Raw genomic sequence first — 19,628 nt, 5'->3', positions numbered from 1 at the left:
GACACCGGACAAGCGTAATAACCAAGTTTGACTACAGTGCGGCATCCCACACTGAGCGATCGTTAGGGCCGGCACCTCGGCCGATACACTCCCGGCATCGACCTCCCGGGAGGAGCCCCCAAGGTGCGCAAGGTTCTCATCGCCAACCGCGGCGAGATCGCCGTCCGCGTCATCCGCGCCTGCCGTGACGCCGGTCTGGCCAGCGTCGCCGTCTACGCGGACTCCGACCGGGACGCCCTGCACGCCACGCTCGCCGACGAGGCGTACGCCCTCGGCGGCGACACCGCCGCGGACAGCTACCTGCGCATCGACAAGCTGATCGACGTGGCCGCCCGGGCCGGCGCGGACGCCGTGCACCCCGGCTACGGCTTCCTCTCCGAGAACGCCGACTTCGCCCAGGCCGTCCTCGACGCCGGGCTGACCTGGATCGGCCCCACCCCGCAGGCGATCCGCGACCTGGGTGACAAGGTGACCGCCCGGCACATCGCGCAGCGCGCCGGCGCGCCGCTGGTGCCCGGCACGCCGGACCCGGTGGCCGGCGCCGACGAGGTGACCGCGTTCGCCACCGAGCACGGCCTGCCGGTCGCGATCAAGGCGGCGTTCGGCGGTGGCGGCCGGGGCCTCAAGGTGGCCCGCACGCTGGAGGAGATCCCGCACCTGTTCGAGTCGGCCACCCGCGAGGCGGTCGCCGCGTTCGGCCGGGGCGAGTGCTTCGTCGAGCGCTACCTGGACCGGCCCCGCCACGTCGAGGCGCAGGTGCTCGCCGACCAGCACGGCAACGTGATCGTCGTCGGCACCCGGGACTGCTCCCTCCAGCGCCGGCACCAGAAGCTGGTCGAGGAGGCGCCCGCGCCGTTCCTCACCGACGCCCAGCGCGCCCAGATCCACGACAGCGCCAAGGCGATCTGCCGGGAGGCCGGCTACCACGGCGCCGGCACGGTGGAATACCTGGTCGGCGGGGACGGCACCATCTCCTTCCTGGAGGTCAACACCCGGCTCCAGGTCGAGCACCCGGTGACCGAGGAGACCGCCGGCATCGACCTGGTGCGTGAGCAGTTCCGCATCGCCGACGGCGAGAAGCTGCGCCTCACCGAGGACCCGACGCCGCGCGGGCACGCCATCGAGTTCCGCATCAACGGCGAGGACCCGGGCCGCAACTTCCTGCCCGCGCCGGGCACCGTCACCGCGCTGCGGCTGCCCAGCGGTCCCGGCGTGCGGGTGGACACCGGCATCTCGGCCGGCGACGTGATCGGCGGCAACTTCGACTCGCTGCTGGCCAAGGTGATCATCGTCGGCGAGACGCGTACCGAGGCGCTGGAGCGGGCCCGCCGGGCGCTCGACGAGATGGTGGTCGAGGGCATGGCCACCGCGCTGCCGTTCCACCGCCTGGTGGTCCGGGACGAGGCGTTCACCACCGAGCCGTTCACCGTGCACACCCGGTGGATCGAGACCGAGTTCGACAACACCGTACCGGCGTTCACCGCCGTCGCCGGCGCCGCCGAGGCTCCGGCCGAGCGCGAGACCGTCGTGGTCGAGGTGGGCGGCAAGCGGCTGGAGGTCGTCCTCCCCGCCGGCCTCGGCGCGGGTACGGCGACCGCCGCGCCCGCCGCCCGCAAGCCGGCCCGCCGTGGTGGCGGCGGCAAGGCGGGCGCCGCGGTCGGCGGGGACACGCTCGCCTCTCCGATGCAGGGCACCATCGTCAAGATCGCCGTCGCGGACGGCGACACGGTCGCCGAGGGTGACCTCGTCGTGGTGCTGGAGGCGATGAAGATGGAGCAGCCGCTGCACGCCCACAAGGCCGGCACGGTGAGCGGCCTGGCCGCCGAGGTCGGCGCGGTGATCACCGCCGGCGCCCCCATCTGCACCATCGAGGGTTAAGGAAGGGCCCCTTCCTAACGTCTGCGGTAGAGAAGGGGGCCCTTCTCACCGCGCGGGTCCGGGTGGTCTGGGCCACCACCGGCGGCGGGACGCGTCGGGAGCGGGAATGATGTTCGGGTGAGGTTCCTCCATGGCGCGGTTCCCGCGCACGATCTGACCTACAACGACGTCTTCATGGCGCCCAACCGTTCGGAGGTGGGCTCCCGGCTCGACGTCGACCTGTCCTCCGGCGACGGCACCGGCACCACCGTCCCGCTCGTGGTGTCGAACATGACCGCGGTGGCCGGCCGACGGATGGCCGAGACCGTCGCCCGGCGGGGTGCGGTCGCGGTGATCCCGCAGGACATCCCGATCGAGGTCGTCGCCAACGTGGTCGGCTGGGTCAAGCAGCGGCACCTGGTGCACGACACGGCGATCACGCTCGGCCCGACCGACACCGTGGGCGACGCCATCCACCTGCTGCCCAAGCGCGCGCACGGCGCGGTGGTCGTGGTCGACACCGACGGCCGACCGGTGGGCGTGGTGACCGAGGCGGACACCGTGGGGGTGGACCGCTTCGCCCAGCTCCGGCACGTGATGTCCACCGAGCTGCACACCGTGCCGGCGGACGCGGACCCGCGTACCGGATTCGAACGGCTCTCGGCGGGCCGGCGGCGGCTCGCGCCGGTGGTGGACGCCGAGGGCCGCCTGGTCGGCGTGCTGACCCGCGCGGGCGCGCTGCGGGCGACGCTGTACCGGCCGGCGGTCGACGACCGGGGCCGGCTGCGCATCGCGGCGGCGGTGGGCATCAACGGCGACGTCACCGGCAAGGCCGCCGCGCTGCTGGAGGCCGGGGTGGACACGCTTGTCGTGGACACCGCGCACGGCCACCAGGAGCGGATGATGCAGGCGCTGCGGGCGGTCCGCAAGCTCGACCCGGCCGTCCCGGTGGCGGCCGGCAACGTGGTCACCGCCGACGGGGTACGCGACCTGGTCGAGGCCGGCGCCGACATCGTGAAGGTGGGCGTCGGGCCGGGCGCGATGTGCACCACCCGGATGATGACCGGGGTGGGCCGACCACAGTTCTCCGCGGTGCTCGACTGCGCGGCGGCGGCCCGTGCGCTGGGGCGGCACGTCTGGGCCGACGGCGGCGTCCGGCACCCGCGCGACGTGGCGCTGGCGCTGGCCGCCGGCGCCTCGAACGTGATGGTCGGCTCCTGGTTCGCCGGCACCTACGAGTCCCCCGGCGACCTCTACACGGATGCGGACGGCCGGCGTTACAAGGAGAGCTTCGGCATGGCCTCGTCCCGGGCGGTGAGCGCGCGGACCGCCGAGGACAGCATGTTCGACCGGGCCCGGAAGGCGATCTTCGAGGAGGGCATCTCCTCGGCCCGGATGTACCTCGACCCGACCCGGCCGGGCGTCGAGGACCTGATCGACGAGATCGTCTCCGGGGTACGCAGCGCGTTCACCTACGCCGGCGCGCGGACGCTCGACGAGTTCCACGAGCGGGCGCTGGTCGGGGTGCAGAGCACCGCCGGCTACACCGAGGGGATGCCGCTGCCGACGAGCTGGTGACGGCTCAGCGGAACAGCCGGCCGACCACCGTACGGGCGGCCGGCTCCGGGTCGGCGCCGACCCGGTCGGGCAGGGCGCCGGCCAGCCACAGCTCGGCGAAGCCGTGCGCGATCGACCAGGCGGCCAGCGCGTCGACGTCCGGCTCCCGGCCGGTGTGCCGGGACACCCCGCCGCGCAGCAGCTCCCCGGTCCGCTGCCGGGCCGCCAGCAGGTCCGGGTCGTCGGCCCGGTAGAGATCCGGACGGAACATCACCTCGAAGTGCGCGCGGTGTCGGACCGCGAAGACGACGTACGCGACGCCGCTCTCCCGGAAGTCGTCGCCCGCACCCCGCAGCGCCGCCCCGAGCAGTTCGAAGCCCTGGGTGGCGAGCGCGGTGAGCAGCCCCGCCTTGTCACCGAAGTGGTGCGTGGGCGCCGCGTGCGAGACGCCGGCCCGGCGGGCGAGGTCGCGCAGGCTCAACGCGGCCGGGCCGGATTCGGTGATCACCTCGACCGCGGCGGCGAGCAGCGCGCGGCGCAGGTCCCCGTGGTGGTAGGCGCGGGAGGACGTCATGCCTCCCACCATAACTTGTCATTGACAAGATGCTGGCGCCGGCGGCAATCTTGTCGCTGACAAGATGGCTCGACGGAGGGATCACCAGTGGCACCCCTGATCGCACTTCTCGCCGGCACCGCCACGGCCCGGATCGCCGGCCTGCTCGGCGTGGACGCGCTCGACGGCTGGCATCCCGCACTGCGGGTCGGGCTGGCGCTGATGTTCCTGCTGACCGGCGCGGCCCACTTCGCGTCCCGCCGGGCGGACCTGATCGCCATGGTGCCGCCGGCGCTGCCCCGGCCCGGCCTGCTGGTCACGCTCACCGGCGTGCTGGAGCTGGTCGGCGCGCTCGCCCTGCTCGTGCCGGCCACCGCGCGCGGGGCGGCGGCCGGCCTGGCGCTGCTAATGCTGGCCATGTTCCCGGCCAACGTCTCGGCCGCCCGCCGCCGGCTGACGCTCGCCGGCCGGCCGGTCACCCCGCTCGCCGCCCGCACGGCGCTCCAGGCCGTGTTCGTGGCCGCCGCGCTGGCGATCGCGCTGGGCGGCTGACCGCCCGGGCCCACGTTCGGCTCAGACCCGGGCCGGTTCCGCCCCGGTCGACGGGGCGTCCCCGGTGGCGTCGGCGCGGACGCTCGGCAGGCGCAGGCAGGCGAGCAGGCCGACCAGCAGGAATCCGGCCGCCGTGAAGGCCGCGTACCGGGTGGCGTCGGAGAAGGCCGCCTTCGCCTCCTCGGCCACCGGCGCGGTACGCGGATCCGCCGCCAGGCCGCTGATCGCCGCGCCGGCGCTCTCCTTCACCGCGGTCACCACCTGGTCCCGGCCGGCCGGGTCGAGGCCGGGCTGGTCGGCCAGCCGGTCGCCGAGCAGCCCGCCCAGGCCGGCGAAGAGCACGGTGCCGAGCACCGCGATGCCGAGCGCCGACCCGACCTGCCGGGCGGTGCTCTGCAACCCGGAGCCCTGCCCGCTGCGCCGGACCGGCACCTCGGCCAGCGAGACGCCGGTGAGTTGCGCGGTGGCCAGGCCGACGCCGACGCCGTAGACGAAGAGGAACGCCACCGGGGCCCACCAGTGGGTGTCCGGCGCGACCACGAGGCCGAGCCCGGCGACGCCGACCAGCTCGGCGGCGACGCCGAGCTGGACCACCCGGGCCGCGCCCCAGCGCTGGGTCAGCGGCGCGCCGATGCCGCTGGCCAGGAAGCTGCCGACGGCGAGCGGCAGCAGCGCCAGACCGGTGCGGAAGGCGCTGTAACCGAGCACGTTCTGGAACCACAGCGGCAGCGCGAAGAGCAGGCCGAACTCGCCCAGGCTCACGATCGCGGCAGCCAGGATGCCGTTGCGGAAGGACCCGATGCCGAACAACGACAGGTCGAGCAGCGCGGGCCGGCCGGCCCGGTTGCGGCGGACCTGCTGGGCCAGGAAGACGCCGAGCGCGGCCAGCCCGGCGAGCGCGGCCACCGGCACCGGCGAGATCGAGGCGGTGCAGTCCAGGCCGAACAGGCTGAACGGGCGCTCCCGCTCCCACCAGCCGTACGTGCGGCCCTCGATGAGCGCGAACACCACGCCGGTCATGCCGACCACGGAGAGCAGCGCGCCGAGCAGGTCGACGCCGCGTTCGGCGCGGTCGTCGCGGGACTCCGCGACCAGTAGCAGGGTGCCGACGATCACGGCGAGGCTGACCGGGACGTTGATGCCGAACGCCCACCGCCAGGAGTACGTGGTGGTGAGCCAGCCGCCGAGCAACGGCCCGAGCGCCGCCGCGCCGCCGATGGTGGAGCCCCAGACCGCGAACGCGATGCCCCGTTCGCGGCCGGTGAAGTTGGCGTTGAGCAGGGAGAGCGAGGTGGGCAGCATCATCGCGCCGCCGATGCCCTGGAGCACCCGGGCGGCGATCAGCGTCTCGCCGGAGTCGGCGAACGCGGCCAGCACGCTGGCCACCACGAAGACGCCGACCCCGACGACGAACATCCGCCGCCGCCCGGACCGGTCGGCGAAGCGGCCGGCGACCAGCAGCAACGACGCGAAGACCAGGGTGTACGCCTCCTGGACCCACTGTGCGTCGGTGGAGGTGATGTCCAGGTCCCGGATGATCTGCGGCACCGCGACGTTCACGATGGTGGCGTCCACGATGATCATCGCCACGCCGAGGCTGATGGCGAGCAGTCCGAACCAGCGTCCGCGCCCCTCGGTGCGCATGGCACCCCTCCCCTTTAGCTAGATTTTCTAGCTACCCGAGATGCTAGCTTTAACCCATGGAGGGGGTGCCGTCAACCGGGGAGACCGGACCGGCCGGGCCCACCGGCCCGCCGCCGAGCAGTGAGGCGGCCCGCGCCCTGCGCGAGATGCTGCGGGTCGCCGGGGACACCCGGGCCGCGCTGGCCCGCCGCCTCGGCATCGGCGCGACCGACGCCGCGGCCATCGACCACCTGATCTCCAGCCCCGAGCCGCTGGGCCCGGTCGAACTGGGGAACCGGCTCGGCATCCGATCCGCGTCCGCCACCACGCTCGTCGACCGGCTGGTCCGGGCCGGCCACGTCGCCCGCGCCCCGCACCCGTACGATCGCCGGCGGTTGAGCCTCCAGGTGACCGAACACGCGGTCGGCGAGGTGCTGGAGGCGCTGCGCCCGATGCTTGTCGGCGTGGACCGGGCGGTCGCCCGGCTCACCCCGGAGCAGGCCGAGGCCACCGCCGCGTTCCTGCGCGAGGTCGCGGACGTGATGCGCGACTACGTCGCCACCGCGCCGGACGAGCCGGGGCCGGCCCGGTCGCCCCGTGACGAACGCGACTGTGGCAATTCTCAGTAATTAGTTTGGGGCCTGATGATTCGGGCGCTAATCTGACGGCCGTGAACATGGGACCGCTCGTCCGCTTCCCCGACGCGTTGCAGCACGCGCCGCTCGGCCGGCTCATCTCCATCGCCGGCCACGTCGTCGAGCAGCACTGGGGGCGCTACCTGGCCGAGCACCACGGCCTCACCTCCGCCGGCATGCGCGTGCTGATGATCCTGCTGCGCTCCGGCGAGGCCACCCACCGGGAGATGGCCGAGCTGTGCTTCGTCCGACCGGCGACGCTCACCGGCATCGTCGACACGCTGGAGCGGGACGGCTTCGTCAGCCGGCAACGCGGCCCCGAGGACCGGCGGACCGTCCGACTCACGCTCACCGACAAGGGGCACGAGCACGCCCGCGCCATCATCGACATGATCCACAGTGACCGCCCGCTGACGGCGGTCGACGCCGACCCGGCCAAGCGCGCGATCATCCGCGAATTCCTGACCGAAATCATCACCGGCATGTCCGACGGGGACCTCCGTCGGTTGAACCGGGACAGCGAGTCCGACAGCGAGTCCGACACCGAGTCGCCAACGGGGAGACATCCGTGCTGATCCGCCTGCTCCAGACGCACCTACGCCCGTACCGACGACCACTGGCCGCCGTGGTGGCGCTCCAGTTCGTCGGCACCATGGCCTCGCTCTACCTGCCCAGCCTGAACGCCGACATCATCGACCGGGGCGTGGCGCGCGGCGACACCGACCAGATCCTGCGTACCGGCGGGTGGATGCTGGTGGTCAGCCTGCTCCAGATCGCCTGCTCGATCGCCGCCGTCTACCTCGGCGCCCGCACCGCGATGGGCTTCGGGCGGGACGTCCGCGGCACCATCTTCGGCCACGTCAACCGCTTCTCCGCCCGCGAGGTCGCCCGGTTCGGTGCGCCGTCGCTGATCACCCGCAACACCAACGACGTCCAGCAGGTGCAGATGCTGGTGCTGCTGAGCTGCACCATGCTGGTGGCCGCGCCGATCATGAGCGTCGGCGGCGTGGTGATGGCGCTGCGCGAGGACGTCGGGCTCTCCTGGCTGATGCTGGTCTGCGTGCCGGTGCTGGCCGTCGCGCTGGGCCTGATCATCCGCCGGATGGTGCCCGGCTTCCGGCTCATGCAGACCCGGATCGACACCGTCAACCGCGTGCTGCGCGAGCAGATCACCGGCATCCGGGTGGTCCGGGCCTTCGTCCGCGAGCCGTACGAGACCGACCGCTTCGCGGTGGCCAACACCGAACTGACCGCGACCGCGCTGCGCATCGGCCGGCTCCAGGCGCTGATCTTCCCGATCGTGATGCTGGTGCTCAACGTCTCCAGCGTCGCGGTGCTCTGGTTCGGCGCGGCCCGGGTCGACTCCGGTGAGATCCAGGTCGGCGCGCTGACCGCGTTCCTGCAATACCTGATGCAGATCCTGATGGCGGTCATGATGGCCACCTTCATGCTGATGATGGTGCCCCGCGCCGCGGTCTGCGCCGAACGCATCCAGGAGGTGCTGGACACCGACTCGTCGGTGGTGCCGTCGCCGGACCCGGTGACCGAGGTCTCCAGCCGCGGTGAGCTGGAACTGCGCGGCGCCGGCTTCCAGTACCCGGGCGCCACCGCGCCGGTGCTGCACGACATCTCGTTCCGGGCCCGGCCGGGCCGGACCACGGCGATCATCGGGTCCACCGGCGCCGGCAAGACCACCCTGCTGACGCTGATCCCCCGGCTGGTCGACCCCACCGCCGGCGCGGTGCTCGTCGACGGCGTGGACGTCCGCGAGCTGGCCCCGGACGAGCTGTGGCGCCGGATCGGGCTGGTGCCGCAACGGCCGTACCTGTTCAGCGGCACGGTGGCGAGCAACCTGCGCTACGGCAACCCGGCGGCCACCGACGCCGACCTGTGGACGGCGCTGGAGATCGCCCAGGCGCGCGACTTCGTCGAAGACATGCCGGGCGGGCTGGACGCGCCGATCGCGCAGGGCGGCACGAACGTCTCCGGCGGCCAGCGGCAACGCCTGGCCATCGCCCGCGCGCTGGTACGCAAACCGGAGATCTACCTCTTCGACGACTCCTTCTCCGCGCTCGACCTCGGCACGGACGCCCGGCTGCGGGCCGCCCTCAAGCCGGTCACCGCAGACGCCGCGGTGGTGATCGTGGCCCAGCGGGTCTCCACGATCGTCGACGCCGACCAGATCATCGTGCTCGAGGACGGGGGTGTCGTCGGCATGGGACGACACGAGGAACTGCTGGAGAACTGCCCGACGTACGCCGAGATCGTGGCGTCCCAGCAGACCACGGGGGTGCCGGCATGAGCGAACGCACCGAGCGCAGCGAGGGCCGTGAGGGCATGCCCGGCCGGCACGGCATGAGTAGGTCATCGGTGCCGCAGCAGGGGAGCGAGCCGAAGCGGCTGCCGGCGGCGGGGCGGCGGCCCGGCGGGCCGCCGCACATGAGCATGGGCATGCCGGCCGAGAAGGCGATGCGGTTCGGCCCGTCCGCGCGCCGGCTGCTGGGGCGGCTCCGGCCGCACCGGCTCCCGCTCGCCGGGGTGCTGGCCCTGGCGCTGGCCAGCGTCGGGCTCAGCGTGGTCGGGCCGAAGGTGCTCGGCCACGCCACCGACATCATCTTCAACGGGGTGATCGGCCGGCAACTGCCGCCCGGCACCAGCACCGAGGCGGCGGTGGCCGCGGCCCGGGCCTCGGGCAACGGCAACTTCGCCGACATGCTGGCCCGGATGAACGTGGTGCCCGGCGCCGGCATCGACTTTTCCCGGCTGGGCCGGGTGCTGGCGTTCGCGGTCGCGCTCTACGTCGTCGCCAGCCTCCTGATGTGGGCGCAGGGCTGGGTGCTCAACGGGGTGGTGCAGCGCACCGTGCTGCGCCTGCGCGCCGACGTGGAGGACAAGCTCAACCGGCTGCCGCTGCCCTACTTCGACAAGCAGCCGCGTGGCGAGCTGCTGAGCCGGGTCACCAACGACATCGACAACATCTCGCAGACGCTCCAGCAGACGCTGAGCCAGTTGCTCACCTCGCTGCTCACCGTCGTCGGCGTACTCGGGATGATGTTCTGGATCTCGCCGCTGCTGGCGTCGGTGGCCCTGGTCGCGATCCCGCTGTCGGTGATCGTCACCGGCCAGATCGCCAAGCGGTCGCAGCGCAAGTTCATCGCCCAGTGGACCCACACCGGTGAGCTGAACGCGCAGATCGAGGAGGCGTACACCGGGCACGAGCTGGTCAAGGTGTTCGGTCGGCAGAAGGAGGTCGAGGCCGCCTTCCGGACCAAGAACGACGAGCTGTTCGCCGCCAGCTTCGGCGCGCAGTTCGTCTCCGGGATCATCATGCCGGCGATGTTCTTCATCGGGAACCTCAGCTACGTCGCGATCGCGGTGGTCGGCGGCCTGCGGGTGGCCTCCGGCGCGATGAGCCTCGGCGACGTGCAGGCGTTCATCCAGTACTCGCGGCAGTTCACCCAGCCGCTCACCCAGGTCGCGTCGATGGCCAACCTGCTCCAGTCCGGGGTGGCCTCGGCCGAACGGGTCTTCGCGGTGCTGGACGCCGACGAGCAGACCCGCGACCCGGGCGAGCCGGCCCGGGTCGCCGACCCGCACGGCCGGGTCGAGTTCGAGCACGTCTCGTTCCGGTACGACCCGGAGAAGCCGCTGATCGACGACCTCTCCCTGGTCGCCGAGCCGGGGCACACGGTCGCCATCGTCGGTCCCACCGGCGCCGGCAAGACCACCCTGGTCAACCTGGTGATGCGCTTCTACGAGCTGGACGCCGGGCGGATCACGCTGGACGGGGTGGACATCAGCACCATGCGCCGCGACGACCTGCGTGGCCGGATCGGCATGGTGCTCCAGGACACCTGGCTCTTCGGCGGCACCATCCGGGACAACATCGCCTACGGGCGACCGGACGCCACCGAGGAGGAGATCCTGGCCGCGGCCCGGGCCACGTTCGTGGACCGGTTCGTGCGCAGCCTGCCGGACGGCTACGACACCGTGATCGACGAGGAGGGCAGCAACGTCAGCGCCGGCGAGAAGCAGCTCATCACCATCGCGCGGGCGTTCCTGGCCGAGCCGTCGCTGCTGATCCTGGACGAGGCGACCAGCTCGGTGGACACCCGTACCGAGGTGCTGCTCCAACGCGCCATGGCGGCACTGCGTTCCGACCGGACCAGTTTCGTCATCGCGCACCGGCTGTCCACCATCCGCGACGCCGACCTGATCCTGATGATGGAGCAGGGCCGGATCGTCGAGCAGGGCACCCACGACCAGCTCGTGGCCGCCGACGGCGCGTACGCCCGGCTCTACCGGGCGCAGTTCACCGGCGCGGTCATCTCCGACGAGGTGCCCGCGCCGGCGCCCGCCGGCCCGGCGGCCGGGATGCGTCCGGCCGGCGCGCCGGCCGGGAACTGACAGTGGACCCGGCGACAGCCCGGACACCGCGCGCCGCCCGGGTGACAGCCCGTCACCCGGGCGGCGCGGCCGGGTCAGGCCGGCGGGAGCAGGCCGGCGGACCGGCTCGCGACCACGGCGCCGATGAGGGCCAACGCGTCCGCGGCGGGCATCGGGGCCAACCCGCGCCCGTCGCGCAGGCGCAGCGACACCGCGCCGTCGGCCGCCTCCCGGGCGCCGACCACCCCGACGTACGGGACGCGCCGGCGGGACGCGTCCCGGATGCGCGCGCCGAGCGAGCCGCCGGCGTCGACCTCGACCCGCAGGCCGGCCGCCTCCGCCTCCCGGGCCAGCCGACCGGCCGCGTCGGCCTGCGCGTCGTCGACCGGGAGCAGGAGCAACTGCACCGGGGCGTACCAGGCCGGGAATGCGCCCTGGTGCACCTCGATCAGGTACGCGAACAGCCGCTCCATGCTGCCGACGAGGCTCCGGTGCACCATCACCGGCCGCTTCCGCCGCCCGTCCGAGTCGGTGTACGACAGGTCGAACCGCTCCGGCTTGTCGAAGTCGAGCTGCACGGTGGAGATGGTCGACTCCCGGCCGGCCGCGTCCACGATCTGGATGTCGATCTTCGGGCCGTAGAACGCGGCCTCGCCGGGGGCCTCGACGGCGTCCACCCCGTCGAGCGCGGCGCGGAGCAGTTCCTCGGCCCGCGCCCAACCGGCGTCGTCGCCGACGTACCGTTGCCCCGGCCCGCGCAGCGACAGGCGGAACCCGGCCGGCCGGACGCCGAGCGCGGCGTGCGCCTCGCCGATCAGCCGCAGGATCTCCCGGATCTCGTCGCCGACCTGCTCCAGCGCGCAGAAGTTGTGCGCGTCGTTGAGCGAGATGGCGCGCACCCGGGACAGCCCGCCGAGCACGCCGGAGCGCTCCGCGCGGTACATTCCGCCCAGCTCGGCGACGCGCAGCGGCAGCTCCCGGTAGGACCGGCCACGGGCGCGGAACACCAGCGCGTGGTGCGGGCAGAGCGCCGGGCGCAGCACGAACTCGTCGTCGGCGCTCAGCCGCATCGGCGGGAACATGTCGTCGGCGAACCAGCCCAGGTGCCCGGACCGTTCGAACAGCTCCCGCCGGCCCAGCGGCGGCGAGTAGACGTGCCGGTAGCCGGCCCGGCGTTCCAGCTCCCGCACGTACTCCTCGACGGCGTGCCGGGCGGCGGCGCCGGCCGGCAGCCAGATCGGCAGGCCGGCGCCCGCCAGCGGGTCGGAGACGAACAGCTCCAGGTCCCGGCCGAGCCTACGGTGGTCGATCATGTCGCTCTCCTTGATCGGGTACGACCCGGAGGCGAGCTGGTCCGGAACGCCGCGAGGCCCCGGAGCGGATCGCCCCGGGGCCTCGTCGACGGAAACGTCAGTGCGGCGCGCCGGGAACTCCCGGCGTCGTGGTCCTCACCGCGCTGCGCATGCGGTGACCGTACGGCCGGCCGACCGGACGGCGCGACCGCTTTTCCGGTCGACGCCGCCCGTGCCCGGTCAGCGCTTCTCGCAGGCCACGCCGTCCTTGTCCCGGTCGAGCTTCGTGTTCTTCGCGTAGACGGTGTTGGACACGGTGAAGGTGGTGACCGGCTTGGTGGTGCCGCGCACCTTGTCCTTCGCGCCCTTCTTGCCGACGCCGTGCTTGTAGGTCTTGTTCAGCTCGGTGCAGTTCTTGTATGTCTTGGCCGCCGCCTCCGCCGGGGCGACCGCGACGGCCGTGCCGCCGCCGATCGCCAGGGTCAGGGCGAACACACCCCGGAGCAGGGTGGAAACCATGGAGCCTCCTGTGCGCGATTGCTGCTGCTGAGGCCCAAGATCGTATCGAGGGAGGGCGCGCAGGGAGGCGTGCTGTCGCAGGCCCGACAGCGGAGGCCGGGTGCGGGTCGCCGGCACGGGACCTGCCGGCGACCCGCGGCGGCTCGGGCATCGGGAACGGGGGACCCGACGGCACCGGTGCCGCGTCCCGTCAACGGTACGCCGGTGCGCTCGGATCCGCCGCCCCGCCCGATCCCCGGCGGCGGTCATGGCTGACCTCATCGCCGGCGTCGCGTCGCCCATGTGGGCGTACGCGCTGCTGTTGACGCTGCTGGTCGCCGACGCCTTCGTCCCGGTGGTGCCGACCCAGATCGTCATGATCACCACCGGCGCGCTGACCGTGTACGGCGGGCTCAGCCTGCCGCTCACCATCGCGGTCGGCGCGGCCGGCGTCTTCGTCGGCGACCTGGCCTGCTACCTGCTCGGCCGCACCACGCCGGCCCGACGGGCGACCCGGGACGCGACGCCGGGGCGGGCCCGCCGGGCCGTCACCCGGGCCACCCGCCGGCTGCGCGAGCCCGGACCGCTGGTGATCCTGCTCTGCCGGTTCGTGCCCGGCGGCCGGATGGCGGCCTGTTTCTCGGCCGGCCGCAGCCGCTACCCGTACCGCCTCTTCCTGGGCTACGAGGCGGTGGCGGCCGTCGGCTGGGCCGGCTACGGCACGCTCGTCGGTCACCTGGGCGGCCGGGCGCTCACCCAGTCGGGCTGGCGGCTGCTGCTGATCGGCGGCCTGGCCGCGCTCGGGTTCGCGGCGGCCGGCTGGGTGATGACCTGGCTCAGCACCCGGCAGCCCCAGCCGGCCGGAGCGACACCACGAGCACGTGACCACAGCGGAGGAGAACCGAGCATGAATGACGGGACGAACTGGCGCGACGTCGGGACGCAGGCCCGGCGGCTCGATCCCACCTGGAACGACCCCGAGCGGGTGGCCCGGCGCCGGCAGCTCCGGAAGCAGATGTTGGCCGCGGTCGACGGGGCACGGCCCGACCGGGCCGGCGAGGAGCCGGACCCGCCGGCCCGGGCCGACTGACCCGGCGCCCGGTCGCGCCGGAGGGCCTACTCCAGCTCGTGCAGCATGAGCTGGCGGGCGGCCTCGGTGATCGAGCCGGACAGGCTCGGGTAAATCGTGATGGTCTGGGCCAGCTCGTTGACGGTGAGGTTGTTCTCCACCGCCATGGTGATCGGCAGGATCAGCTCGCTGGCCTTCGGCGCCACCACCACACCGCCGATCACCTGGCCGCTGGCCGGCCGGCAGAACAGCTTGACGAAGCCGTCGGCCAGGTCGTCCATCTTCGCCCGGGCGTTCCCGGACAGCGGCAGCATCACCTGGCGGGCCGGGGTCCGGCCGGCGTCCACCTCGTCCTGCGACACGCCGACGGTGGCCAGTTCCGGATCGGTGAAGACGTTCGCCGCGACGGTACGCAGGCGCAGCGGTCGCACCGCCTCGCCCAGCGCGTGCCACATCGCGATCCGGCCCTGCATGGCCGCGACGCTCGCCAGCGGCAGCACGCCGGTGCAGTCGCCGGCCGCGTAGACGCCCGGCACGTTGGTGCGGGAGACCCGGTCGACCGTGACGTAGCCGCCCCGGGCCAGCTCGACGCCGTACTCGGCCAGGCCCAGGTCGGCGGTGTTCGGGATCGAGCCGACCGCGATCAGCGCGTGCGAGCCGGTGACCTGCCGGCCGTCGGAGAGCATCACCTCCACGCCGTCGCCGACCCGGCGGACCGCCTCGGCCCGGGAGTTGTTGAGGATGCTCATGCCCCGGTTGCGGAACACCCGCTCGATCGCCATCGCGGCGTCGGCGTCCTCGTGCGGCATCACCCGGTCCCGGCTGGAGACCAGCGTGACCCGGACGCCCATCGCCAGGTAGGCGCTGGCGAACTCGGCGCCGGTGACGCCGGAGCCCACCACGATCAGGTGCTCGGGCAGTTCGGGCAGGTCGTACACCTGACGCCAGGTCAGGATGCGCTCCCCGTCGGGGAGCGCGGTGGGGAGCTGGCGCGGGGTCGCGCCGGTGGCGACCAGCACGGTGGCGGCGTCGACCGGGTACGGGGCCGCGCCGTCGGCGGGGGTGACGACGACCTGGTGGGTGTGGCCGAGCTTGTCCTCGCCGAGCCGTGCGGTCCCGGCGACGAACTCCACCCCGGCCTTGACCAGCTTGGCGTGGATGTCGGCGGACTGGGCGAGGGCGAGCCGCTTGACCCGCTCGTGCACCGCCGGGGCGTCGACCGTGACCGCCTCCAGGCCGTCGGAGTGCACCCCGAACTCCTCGGTGTCCCGGTAGCCGGTGACCACTTCCGAGCTGGCGATGAAGGTCTTGGAGGGCACGCAGTCGGAGAGCACGCAGGCGCCGCCGGCGCCCTCCGCCTCGACCACGGTGACATCGGCGTCCAGCTGGGCGGCGACCAGCGCCGCCTCGTACCCGGCCGGTCCACCGCCGATGATCACGATCTGGCTCACTGAGCCATCCTCTCGTCCGTGCTCACAGTGACTTTCTTCTCCCCGTCGTGCCCGACACGCACCGTCGTATTCTCCCCCACCCGCCGACCGGGCTATCGTCGTCGCCGTGCGTCTCTACGCCGCTTACGGCTCAAACCTGGACCCCGCTCGCATGCGCGCCTACTGTCCGCATTCGCCGATGGTGGGCACCGGCTGGCTGGAGGGGTGGCGACTCACCTTCGCGGGCGAGGACGTCATCGGCTGGGAGGGCTCGGTCAGCACCGTGGTCGAGTCCCCGGGTGACCGGGTCTTCGTGGCGCTCTACGACATCCACCCGTACGACGCCGCCCAGCTCGACGAGATCGAGGGCGTGACCGCCGGGACGTACCGCAAGCTGACCGTCCGCATCTCGACGCTGGACGGCGACGTGACCGCGTGGGTCTACGTCTTCGACGGCTACGAGGGCGGCCTGCCGACGTCGTGGTACCTGTCGGAGATCGCGAACGCGGCGGAGAAGGCGGGCGCGCCGGACGACTACGTCACCGAGCTGCGGTCCCGCCCCACCGGCACGGCGTCCGCGTAGCGCGTCTCCCACCCCGACAGTGTGCTCCGGACGGCCGCCCGGCCGCTCGGCGACCCCCGCACGGGGGGCCCGGGTCACACCCCCGGGGCGGGCACACTCCGCTCGTACATGTCGGTCCAGCGCTCCTCCACCAGCCCGACCGAGCGGTAGAGCGTGACCGGCGCGGTCGGGTTGGCCAGGTCCACGCCCAGCCCGGCCCGGACGCGCCCCTTGGCGGCGTAGACCGCGAACGCCCGGCGCAGCAGCGCCGCGCCCACCCCACGCCGCCGGTGGGCGGGCAGCACGGACAGCGTCCGGACCCAGCCCGAGCCGTGCTCCACCGCCTGGTCGGAGGACTGCAACGCACCGGCCGGCTCGCCGTCGACCTCGGCCAGGAACCACTCGTCCCAGACCTTGCCGTACGCCGGGATCAGCTCCCGCCAACGCGCGAAGTCGAGCGGCTCGTGATCGGCCGTGTCCCGGAACGCGGTGTCGTGGATCCGGTGGAACAGCCGCAGGTCGGCCTCGTCGTCGGGACGCAGCGGCCGGACCGTCACCCCGGCCGGCGGGGCCGGCTCGGCCGGCAGGTCGGCCAGCGGGCGGCTCATCCGGACGTACCGCTTGACCCGGTGGAACCCGGCCTCGACCAGCTCACCCGCCCAGCGGGTCTCCGGCGCGTACACGCCGGCGCGGGCGGTCAGCGCGGGCACGCCACGCTCGGCGGCGCGCTCGGCGACCCGGTCGAGCAGCCGGGCCAGCAGCGGGGCACGCAGCTCGACGCCCCGGGCCGGGTCGACGAGCACGTCCACCCACTCCCGGCCCACACCGGTCGGGTTGCTCAGGATCGACCAGGCCACCGCCGTCCCGTCGGGGTCGGTGACCAGCCAGGAGTCCCGGGCCGGGTCGACGAAGGGCGCGGTCAGCGCCTCCCGCACGTCGTCGGCGTCGAAGTCCGGGTGGCCCACCGCGAACGTGTCGGCGGCGTGCACCACTGCCAGGATCGCGGGGACGTCGTCGAGGGTGGGGCGGCGGGCCGTCCAGCCGGCGGGGAGCGTCACGCGGCCGATCCTGACAGCCGGCCCGGCCGTTCCGCCTCCCAATTATCCGCGCCGGGCGTGCCGCCGCGCGGCGGTGAGCAGCTCGACCAGCTCCGTGCCGGCGGCCGGACCGAGGACGTGGAACGCCGGGGACACCAGGCGGTCGGTGACCGCCTCGGCCCAGATCCGGCGGCGTACCAGCGGCCCGATCGGCGGGTACGGCGGCGCCCATCCGCACGCGGCGGCGCCCGCCTCCCCTTCCGGGCCGGCCAGCACCGCCTCCAGCGGGCTCAGCCCGGCGGCCCGCACCGCCAGCAGGTACGCCCCGGCGAAGTGCTCGCGCAGCAGCAGCAGGCCGACGGCCGCGCGGGCCCCGGCGGACGGGTCGGGCACCGGCATCGGCATGGCCCGCCAGGCGGCGAAGAGCGGCATGGCGCTGCCGTCCGCCGCGTCGACGGCCCGGCCGAGCAACCCGGCGAGCCGGGACACCCCGGGTGCGTCGCCCAGCCGGGCCGCGCCCCACCGGCAGCACTCGGCCAGGTTGGCGGCGGCCACCTCCAGCGGCGGCACCGTCCGCGCCGAGGCGTCCCACCCGTCCGCGACCGCCTCCGGGGCGATGAACCCGAGCGTCGCGGCCACCGTCTCGGCCCGGACGTCGCCGAGCGCGCCGGCCCGCCCGGTGATGTAGAAGGCCCACCCGGAGATGCCGAGCAGCCGGGCCCGGCGCAGCGTGGACGGGCAGCGGGAGAACGCTTCCCCGAGTTCCAGCACCAGTGGCTTGCTGGCGGCGACGACCTGCTCGGGAGTCATGGCCGGCCCGCCGTCCGTCCACCGTGGTCGTTCATCACGCTCAGTCTGCCCGGTCGTCACCGTCTTCGGCATCCCCCTCTTCGGCGTCGAGCGCCTCCAACACGGCCTCCACCTCGCCGGCCCGCCGCCGGGCGGCGGTGACCGTCCGTTCCGCGCCCCGACGGGCCAGCCGGGCCCGGCTCAGCTCCTGTTCGGCCACCGCCCGGCGGCGTTCCAGCTCGGCCAGCTCGGTCTCGATCCGGTCCAGCGCCGCCACACCGTCCCGTTCGGCCGCGCCCGCCCCGGCCAGTTCCTGTTCGGCCCGTTCCAGGTCCGTGTGGGCCTTCGCCAGCTCGCGGGTCGCCGCCCGCCGCCGGGCGGCCCGTTCGGCCCGCGCCGCCCGCTGGTCGCGGGCCCGCCGCGCCTCGGCCCGCGCGGTCGCCCCGTCCGGCCCGCCGGACCTACCCGCCCGGTCCGGCCCGCCGGACTCACCCGCCCGCTCCGGTACGCCGGCCGTGTCCTCGCCGCCGGTCACCAGCCGGAGCTGCGGGCGGGGCACCTCGCCGAACCCGGCGTAGTGGCTGGCCCGCAGCAGCCGGCCGGCGCGTACCTGCTCGGCCACCTCGGTGTCGGAGAGCGCGGCGTTGAGCGTCGCCTCCACCTCGCCCAGCGGCAGCTTGCCGGCCGGCGGCGCGGCGGGTTCGGCGGCGGCCAGCTTGCGTACCTCGGCGACCAGCGCGCCCACCACGGCGCGCCGCTGGGCGGAGAGTTCCCGCAGCTTGCCGCCGCGCAGGTCGCGTTGGGCGGCGCGGAGCGAGTCGGCGAGCTGGGCGAGGTCGGCGACCAATTCGGGTCGCCGGATCGCGAGCAGGTTGACCAGCCAGGCCGCGACCGTGGGGCGTCGCAGCCGGCCGATCTCCCGGGCGGTACGCGGATCGCCGGCCTCCCGCGCCTGCGCGACGGCGGCGTCCCGGGCCGCGACGAACCGGTCCGGCGGCGTGACGTAGAGCCGCCGGATCAGGTCGGCGGGAACGTCAGGCATCGATCCGGGTGCCCGGCTCCAGACGGCGGTAGTCGGTGCCGGACATCGCGGTGTACTGCCGGTCCAGCACGCCGAGGCCGTTGGCGTTGAGCAGCCCGTCGTGCAGCGCGTACGCGCGGCGTGGGGCGACCGCGCGGATGAAGTCGAGCACCTCGGAGAACTTCGACCAGGGCGCGTGGATCGGGGCGAACAGCGTGTCCACCCGGACGTCGTCGGGGGCGACCAACGCGTCGCCCGGGTGGTAGACCGTGTCGGCGAACAGGTAGCCCAGGTTCGGGATCACCGGGATGTCCGGGTGGATGACCGCGTGCTGCCCCCCGTACGCGCGCACCGGTACGCCGGCGGCGGTGAACGACTCACCGGGCGTGACCACGACGAACGCCTCGGCGGCGTCGCCGAGCACGCCGGCGAGCGAGGCGGGGCCGTGCACCGGCACCGCCCGCCGCTCCAGCGCCCGGCTCAGCGCGGCGACGTCCACATGGTCCGGGTGCTCGTGGGTGACAAGCACCGCGTCCGCCCCGTCCAGCGCCCCGGCCGCGTCGCTGAAGACACCGGGGTCGACGACCAGCACTCCCCCGTCGTGCTCCAGCCGGAGACAGGAGTGCGCGTACTTGGTGAGCCGCATCGTGACTCCTCCAATATCGAATCGTGACGTCCTCAGCGCAGTCTGCCGGAACCGGCGCGACCACGCGTCGCGTCCGAGGTATCGGTCCCGGCTGGCGGGGCCGAGACGACGATCGGAGCGG

The 19,628-nt window shown here is 73.9% G+C and carries 18 protein-coding genes; 9 read left to right on the top strand and 9 right to left on the bottom strand.

Annotated features, from left to right (window positions below):
- Window positions 1-123 precede the first annotated feature (123 nt).
- Both ACZ6O5_RS11880 and ACZ6O5_RS11875 read left to right on the top strand, forming a co-directional pair.
- Complete coding sequence (locus tag ACZ6O5_RS11880; protein WP_465976467.1) at window positions 124-1,878, top strand: acetyl/propionyl/methylcrotonyl-CoA carboxylase subunit alpha; 1,755 nt, start codon at window positions 124-126, stop codon at window positions 1,876-1,878.
- 117 nt (window positions 1,879-1,995) lie between these two features.
- Window positions 1,996-3,435 (top strand): GuaB1 family IMP dehydrogenase-related protein, encoded by a 1,440-nt coding sequence (locus ACZ6O5_RS11875; protein ID WP_431933166.1) that lies wholly within the window; start codon window positions 1,996-1,998, stop codon window positions 3,433-3,435.
- Window positions 3,436-3,439: 4 nt separating this feature from the next.
- On the opposite strand, the gene ACZ6O5_RS11870 is transcribed toward ACZ6O5_RS11875, so the two are convergent.
- Entirely contained in the window at window positions 3,440-3,988 is a 549-nt protein-coding gene (locus ACZ6O5_RS11870) for a TetR/AcrR family transcriptional regulator (RefSeq protein WP_465976465.1), read from the bottom strand.
- A gap of 87 nt (window positions 3,989-4,075) precedes the next feature.
- On the opposite strand from ACZ6O5_RS11870, the gene ACZ6O5_RS11865 reads away from it, so the two are divergent.
- Entirely contained in the window at window positions 4,076-4,519 is a 444-nt protein-coding gene (locus tag ACZ6O5_RS11865; RefSeq protein ID WP_465976463.1) for a DoxX family protein, read from the top strand.
- A 21-nt stretch (window positions 4,520-4,540) separates the two neighbouring features.
- Here the strand turns inward: ACZ6O5_RS11865 and ACZ6O5_RS11860 are convergent, their stop codons facing one another.
- Entirely contained in the window at window positions 4,541-6,163 is a 1,623-nt protein-coding gene (locus tag ACZ6O5_RS11860; protein WP_465976461.1) for an MFS transporter, read from the bottom strand.
- Between the two features lie 56 nt (window positions 6,164-6,219).
- Between ACZ6O5_RS11860 and ACZ6O5_RS11855 the strand changes: the two genes are divergently transcribed.
- The 4 genes from ACZ6O5_RS11855 to ACZ6O5_RS11840 are packed head-to-tail and all read left to right on the top strand — an operon-like array spanning window position 6,220 to window position 11,184.
- On the top strand, window positions 6,220-6,771 hold the full coding sequence (locus tag ACZ6O5_RS11855; protein ID WP_465976459.1) for a MarR family winged helix-turn-helix transcriptional regulator: 552 nt from the start codon (window positions 6,220-6,222) through the stop codon (window positions 6,769-6,771).
- A gap of 47 nt (window positions 6,772-6,818) precedes the next feature.
- Entirely contained in the window at window positions 6,819-7,352 is a 534-nt protein-coding gene (locus ACZ6O5_RS11850) for a MarR family winged helix-turn-helix transcriptional regulator (protein WP_465976711.1), read from the top strand.
- Complete coding sequence (locus tag ACZ6O5_RS11845) at window positions 7,346-9,079, top strand: ABC transporter ATP-binding protein (RefSeq protein WP_465976457.1); 1,734 nt, start codon at window positions 7,346-7,348, stop codon at window positions 9,077-9,079. Before ACZ6O5_RS11850 ends, ACZ6O5_RS11845 begins: the two co-directional genes overlap by 7 nt.
- A 53-nt stretch (window positions 9,080-9,132) precedes the next feature.
- The gene (locus tag ACZ6O5_RS11840; RefSeq protein ID WP_465976709.1) at window positions 9,133-11,184 is read left to right on the top strand and encodes an ABC transporter ATP-binding protein; all 2,052 of its coding nucleotides are present in this window, start codon (window positions 9,133-9,135) and stop codon (window positions 11,182-11,184) included.
- Window positions 11,185-11,258: 74 nt separating this feature from the next.
- Here ACZ6O5_RS11840 and thrS read toward each other — a convergent pair whose 3' ends face one another.
- Both thrS and ACZ6O5_RS11830 read right to left on the bottom strand, forming a co-directional pair.
- Window positions 11,259-12,491 (bottom strand): threonine--tRNA ligase, encoded by a 1,233-nt coding sequence (gene thrS / locus ACZ6O5_RS11835; protein ID WP_281943790.1) that lies wholly within the window; start codon window positions 12,489-12,491, stop codon window positions 11,259-11,261.
- Between the two features lie 204 nt (window positions 12,492-12,695).
- Window positions 12,696-12,974, bottom strand: a complete 279-nt coding sequence (locus ACZ6O5_RS11830) for an excalibur calcium-binding domain-containing protein (RefSeq protein WP_465976455.1) — start codon at window positions 12,972-12,974, stop codon at window positions 12,696-12,698.
- Window positions 12,975-13,221: 247 nt separating this feature from the next.
- On the opposite strand from ACZ6O5_RS11830, the gene ACZ6O5_RS11825 reads away from it, so the two are divergent.
- Window positions 13,222-14,043, top strand: a complete 822-nt coding sequence (locus ACZ6O5_RS11825) for a DedA family protein (protein WP_465976453.1) — start codon at window positions 13,222-13,224, stop codon at window positions 14,041-14,043.
- A gap of 26 nt (window positions 14,044-14,069) precedes the next feature.
- On the opposite strand, the gene ACZ6O5_RS11820 is transcribed toward ACZ6O5_RS11825, so the two are convergent.
- Window positions 14,070-15,473, bottom strand: coding sequence for an NAD(P)H-quinone dehydrogenase (locus ACZ6O5_RS11820; protein ID WP_465976451.1), 1,404 nt, complete (start codon window positions 15,471-15,473; stop codon window positions 14,070-14,072).
- Between the two features lie 106 nt (window positions 15,474-15,579).
- Here ACZ6O5_RS11820 and ACZ6O5_RS11815 point away from each other — a divergent pair, with 106 nt between their 5' ends.
- The gene (locus ACZ6O5_RS11815) at window positions 15,580-16,035 is read left to right on the top strand and encodes a gamma-glutamylcyclotransferase (RefSeq protein WP_281942908.1); all 456 of its coding nucleotides are present in this window, start codon (window positions 15,580-15,582) and stop codon (window positions 16,033-16,035) included.
- Window positions 16,036-16,109: 74 nt separating this feature from the next.
- On the opposite strand, the gene ACZ6O5_RS11810 is transcribed toward ACZ6O5_RS11815, so the two are convergent.
- The 4 genes from ACZ6O5_RS11810 to ACZ6O5_RS11795 are packed head-to-tail and all read right to left on the bottom strand — an operon-like array spanning window position 16,110 to window position 19,507.
- The gene (locus ACZ6O5_RS11810) at window positions 16,110-17,072 is read right to left on the bottom strand and encodes a GNAT family N-acetyltransferase (RefSeq protein ID WP_465976449.1); all 963 of its coding nucleotides are present in this window, start codon (window positions 17,070-17,072) and stop codon (window positions 16,110-16,112) included.
- A gap of 42 nt (window positions 17,073-17,114) precedes the next feature.
- Window positions 17,115-17,861, bottom strand: a complete 747-nt coding sequence (locus ACZ6O5_RS11805; RefSeq protein ID WP_465976447.1) for an SCO6745 family protein — start codon at window positions 17,859-17,861, stop codon at window positions 17,115-17,117.
- A gap of 40 nt (window positions 17,862-17,901) precedes the next feature.
- Complete coding sequence (locus ACZ6O5_RS11800; protein ID WP_465976445.1) at window positions 17,902-18,882, bottom strand: hypothetical protein; 981 nt, start codon at window positions 18,880-18,882, stop codon at window positions 17,902-17,904.
- The gene (locus ACZ6O5_RS11795; protein WP_465976443.1) at window positions 18,875-19,507 is read right to left on the bottom strand and encodes an MBL fold metallo-hydrolase; all 633 of its coding nucleotides are present in this window, start codon (window positions 19,505-19,507) and stop codon (window positions 18,875-18,877) included. The genes ACZ6O5_RS11800 and ACZ6O5_RS11795 overlap by 8 nt, the downstream gene beginning before the upstream one ends.
- Window positions 19,508-19,628 lie beyond the last annotated feature (121 nt).

Source organism: Micromonospora sp. NPDC049201 (genome assembly GCF_055586805.1).
This window is presented reverse-complemented; position numbering and strand designations above follow the sequence as displayed.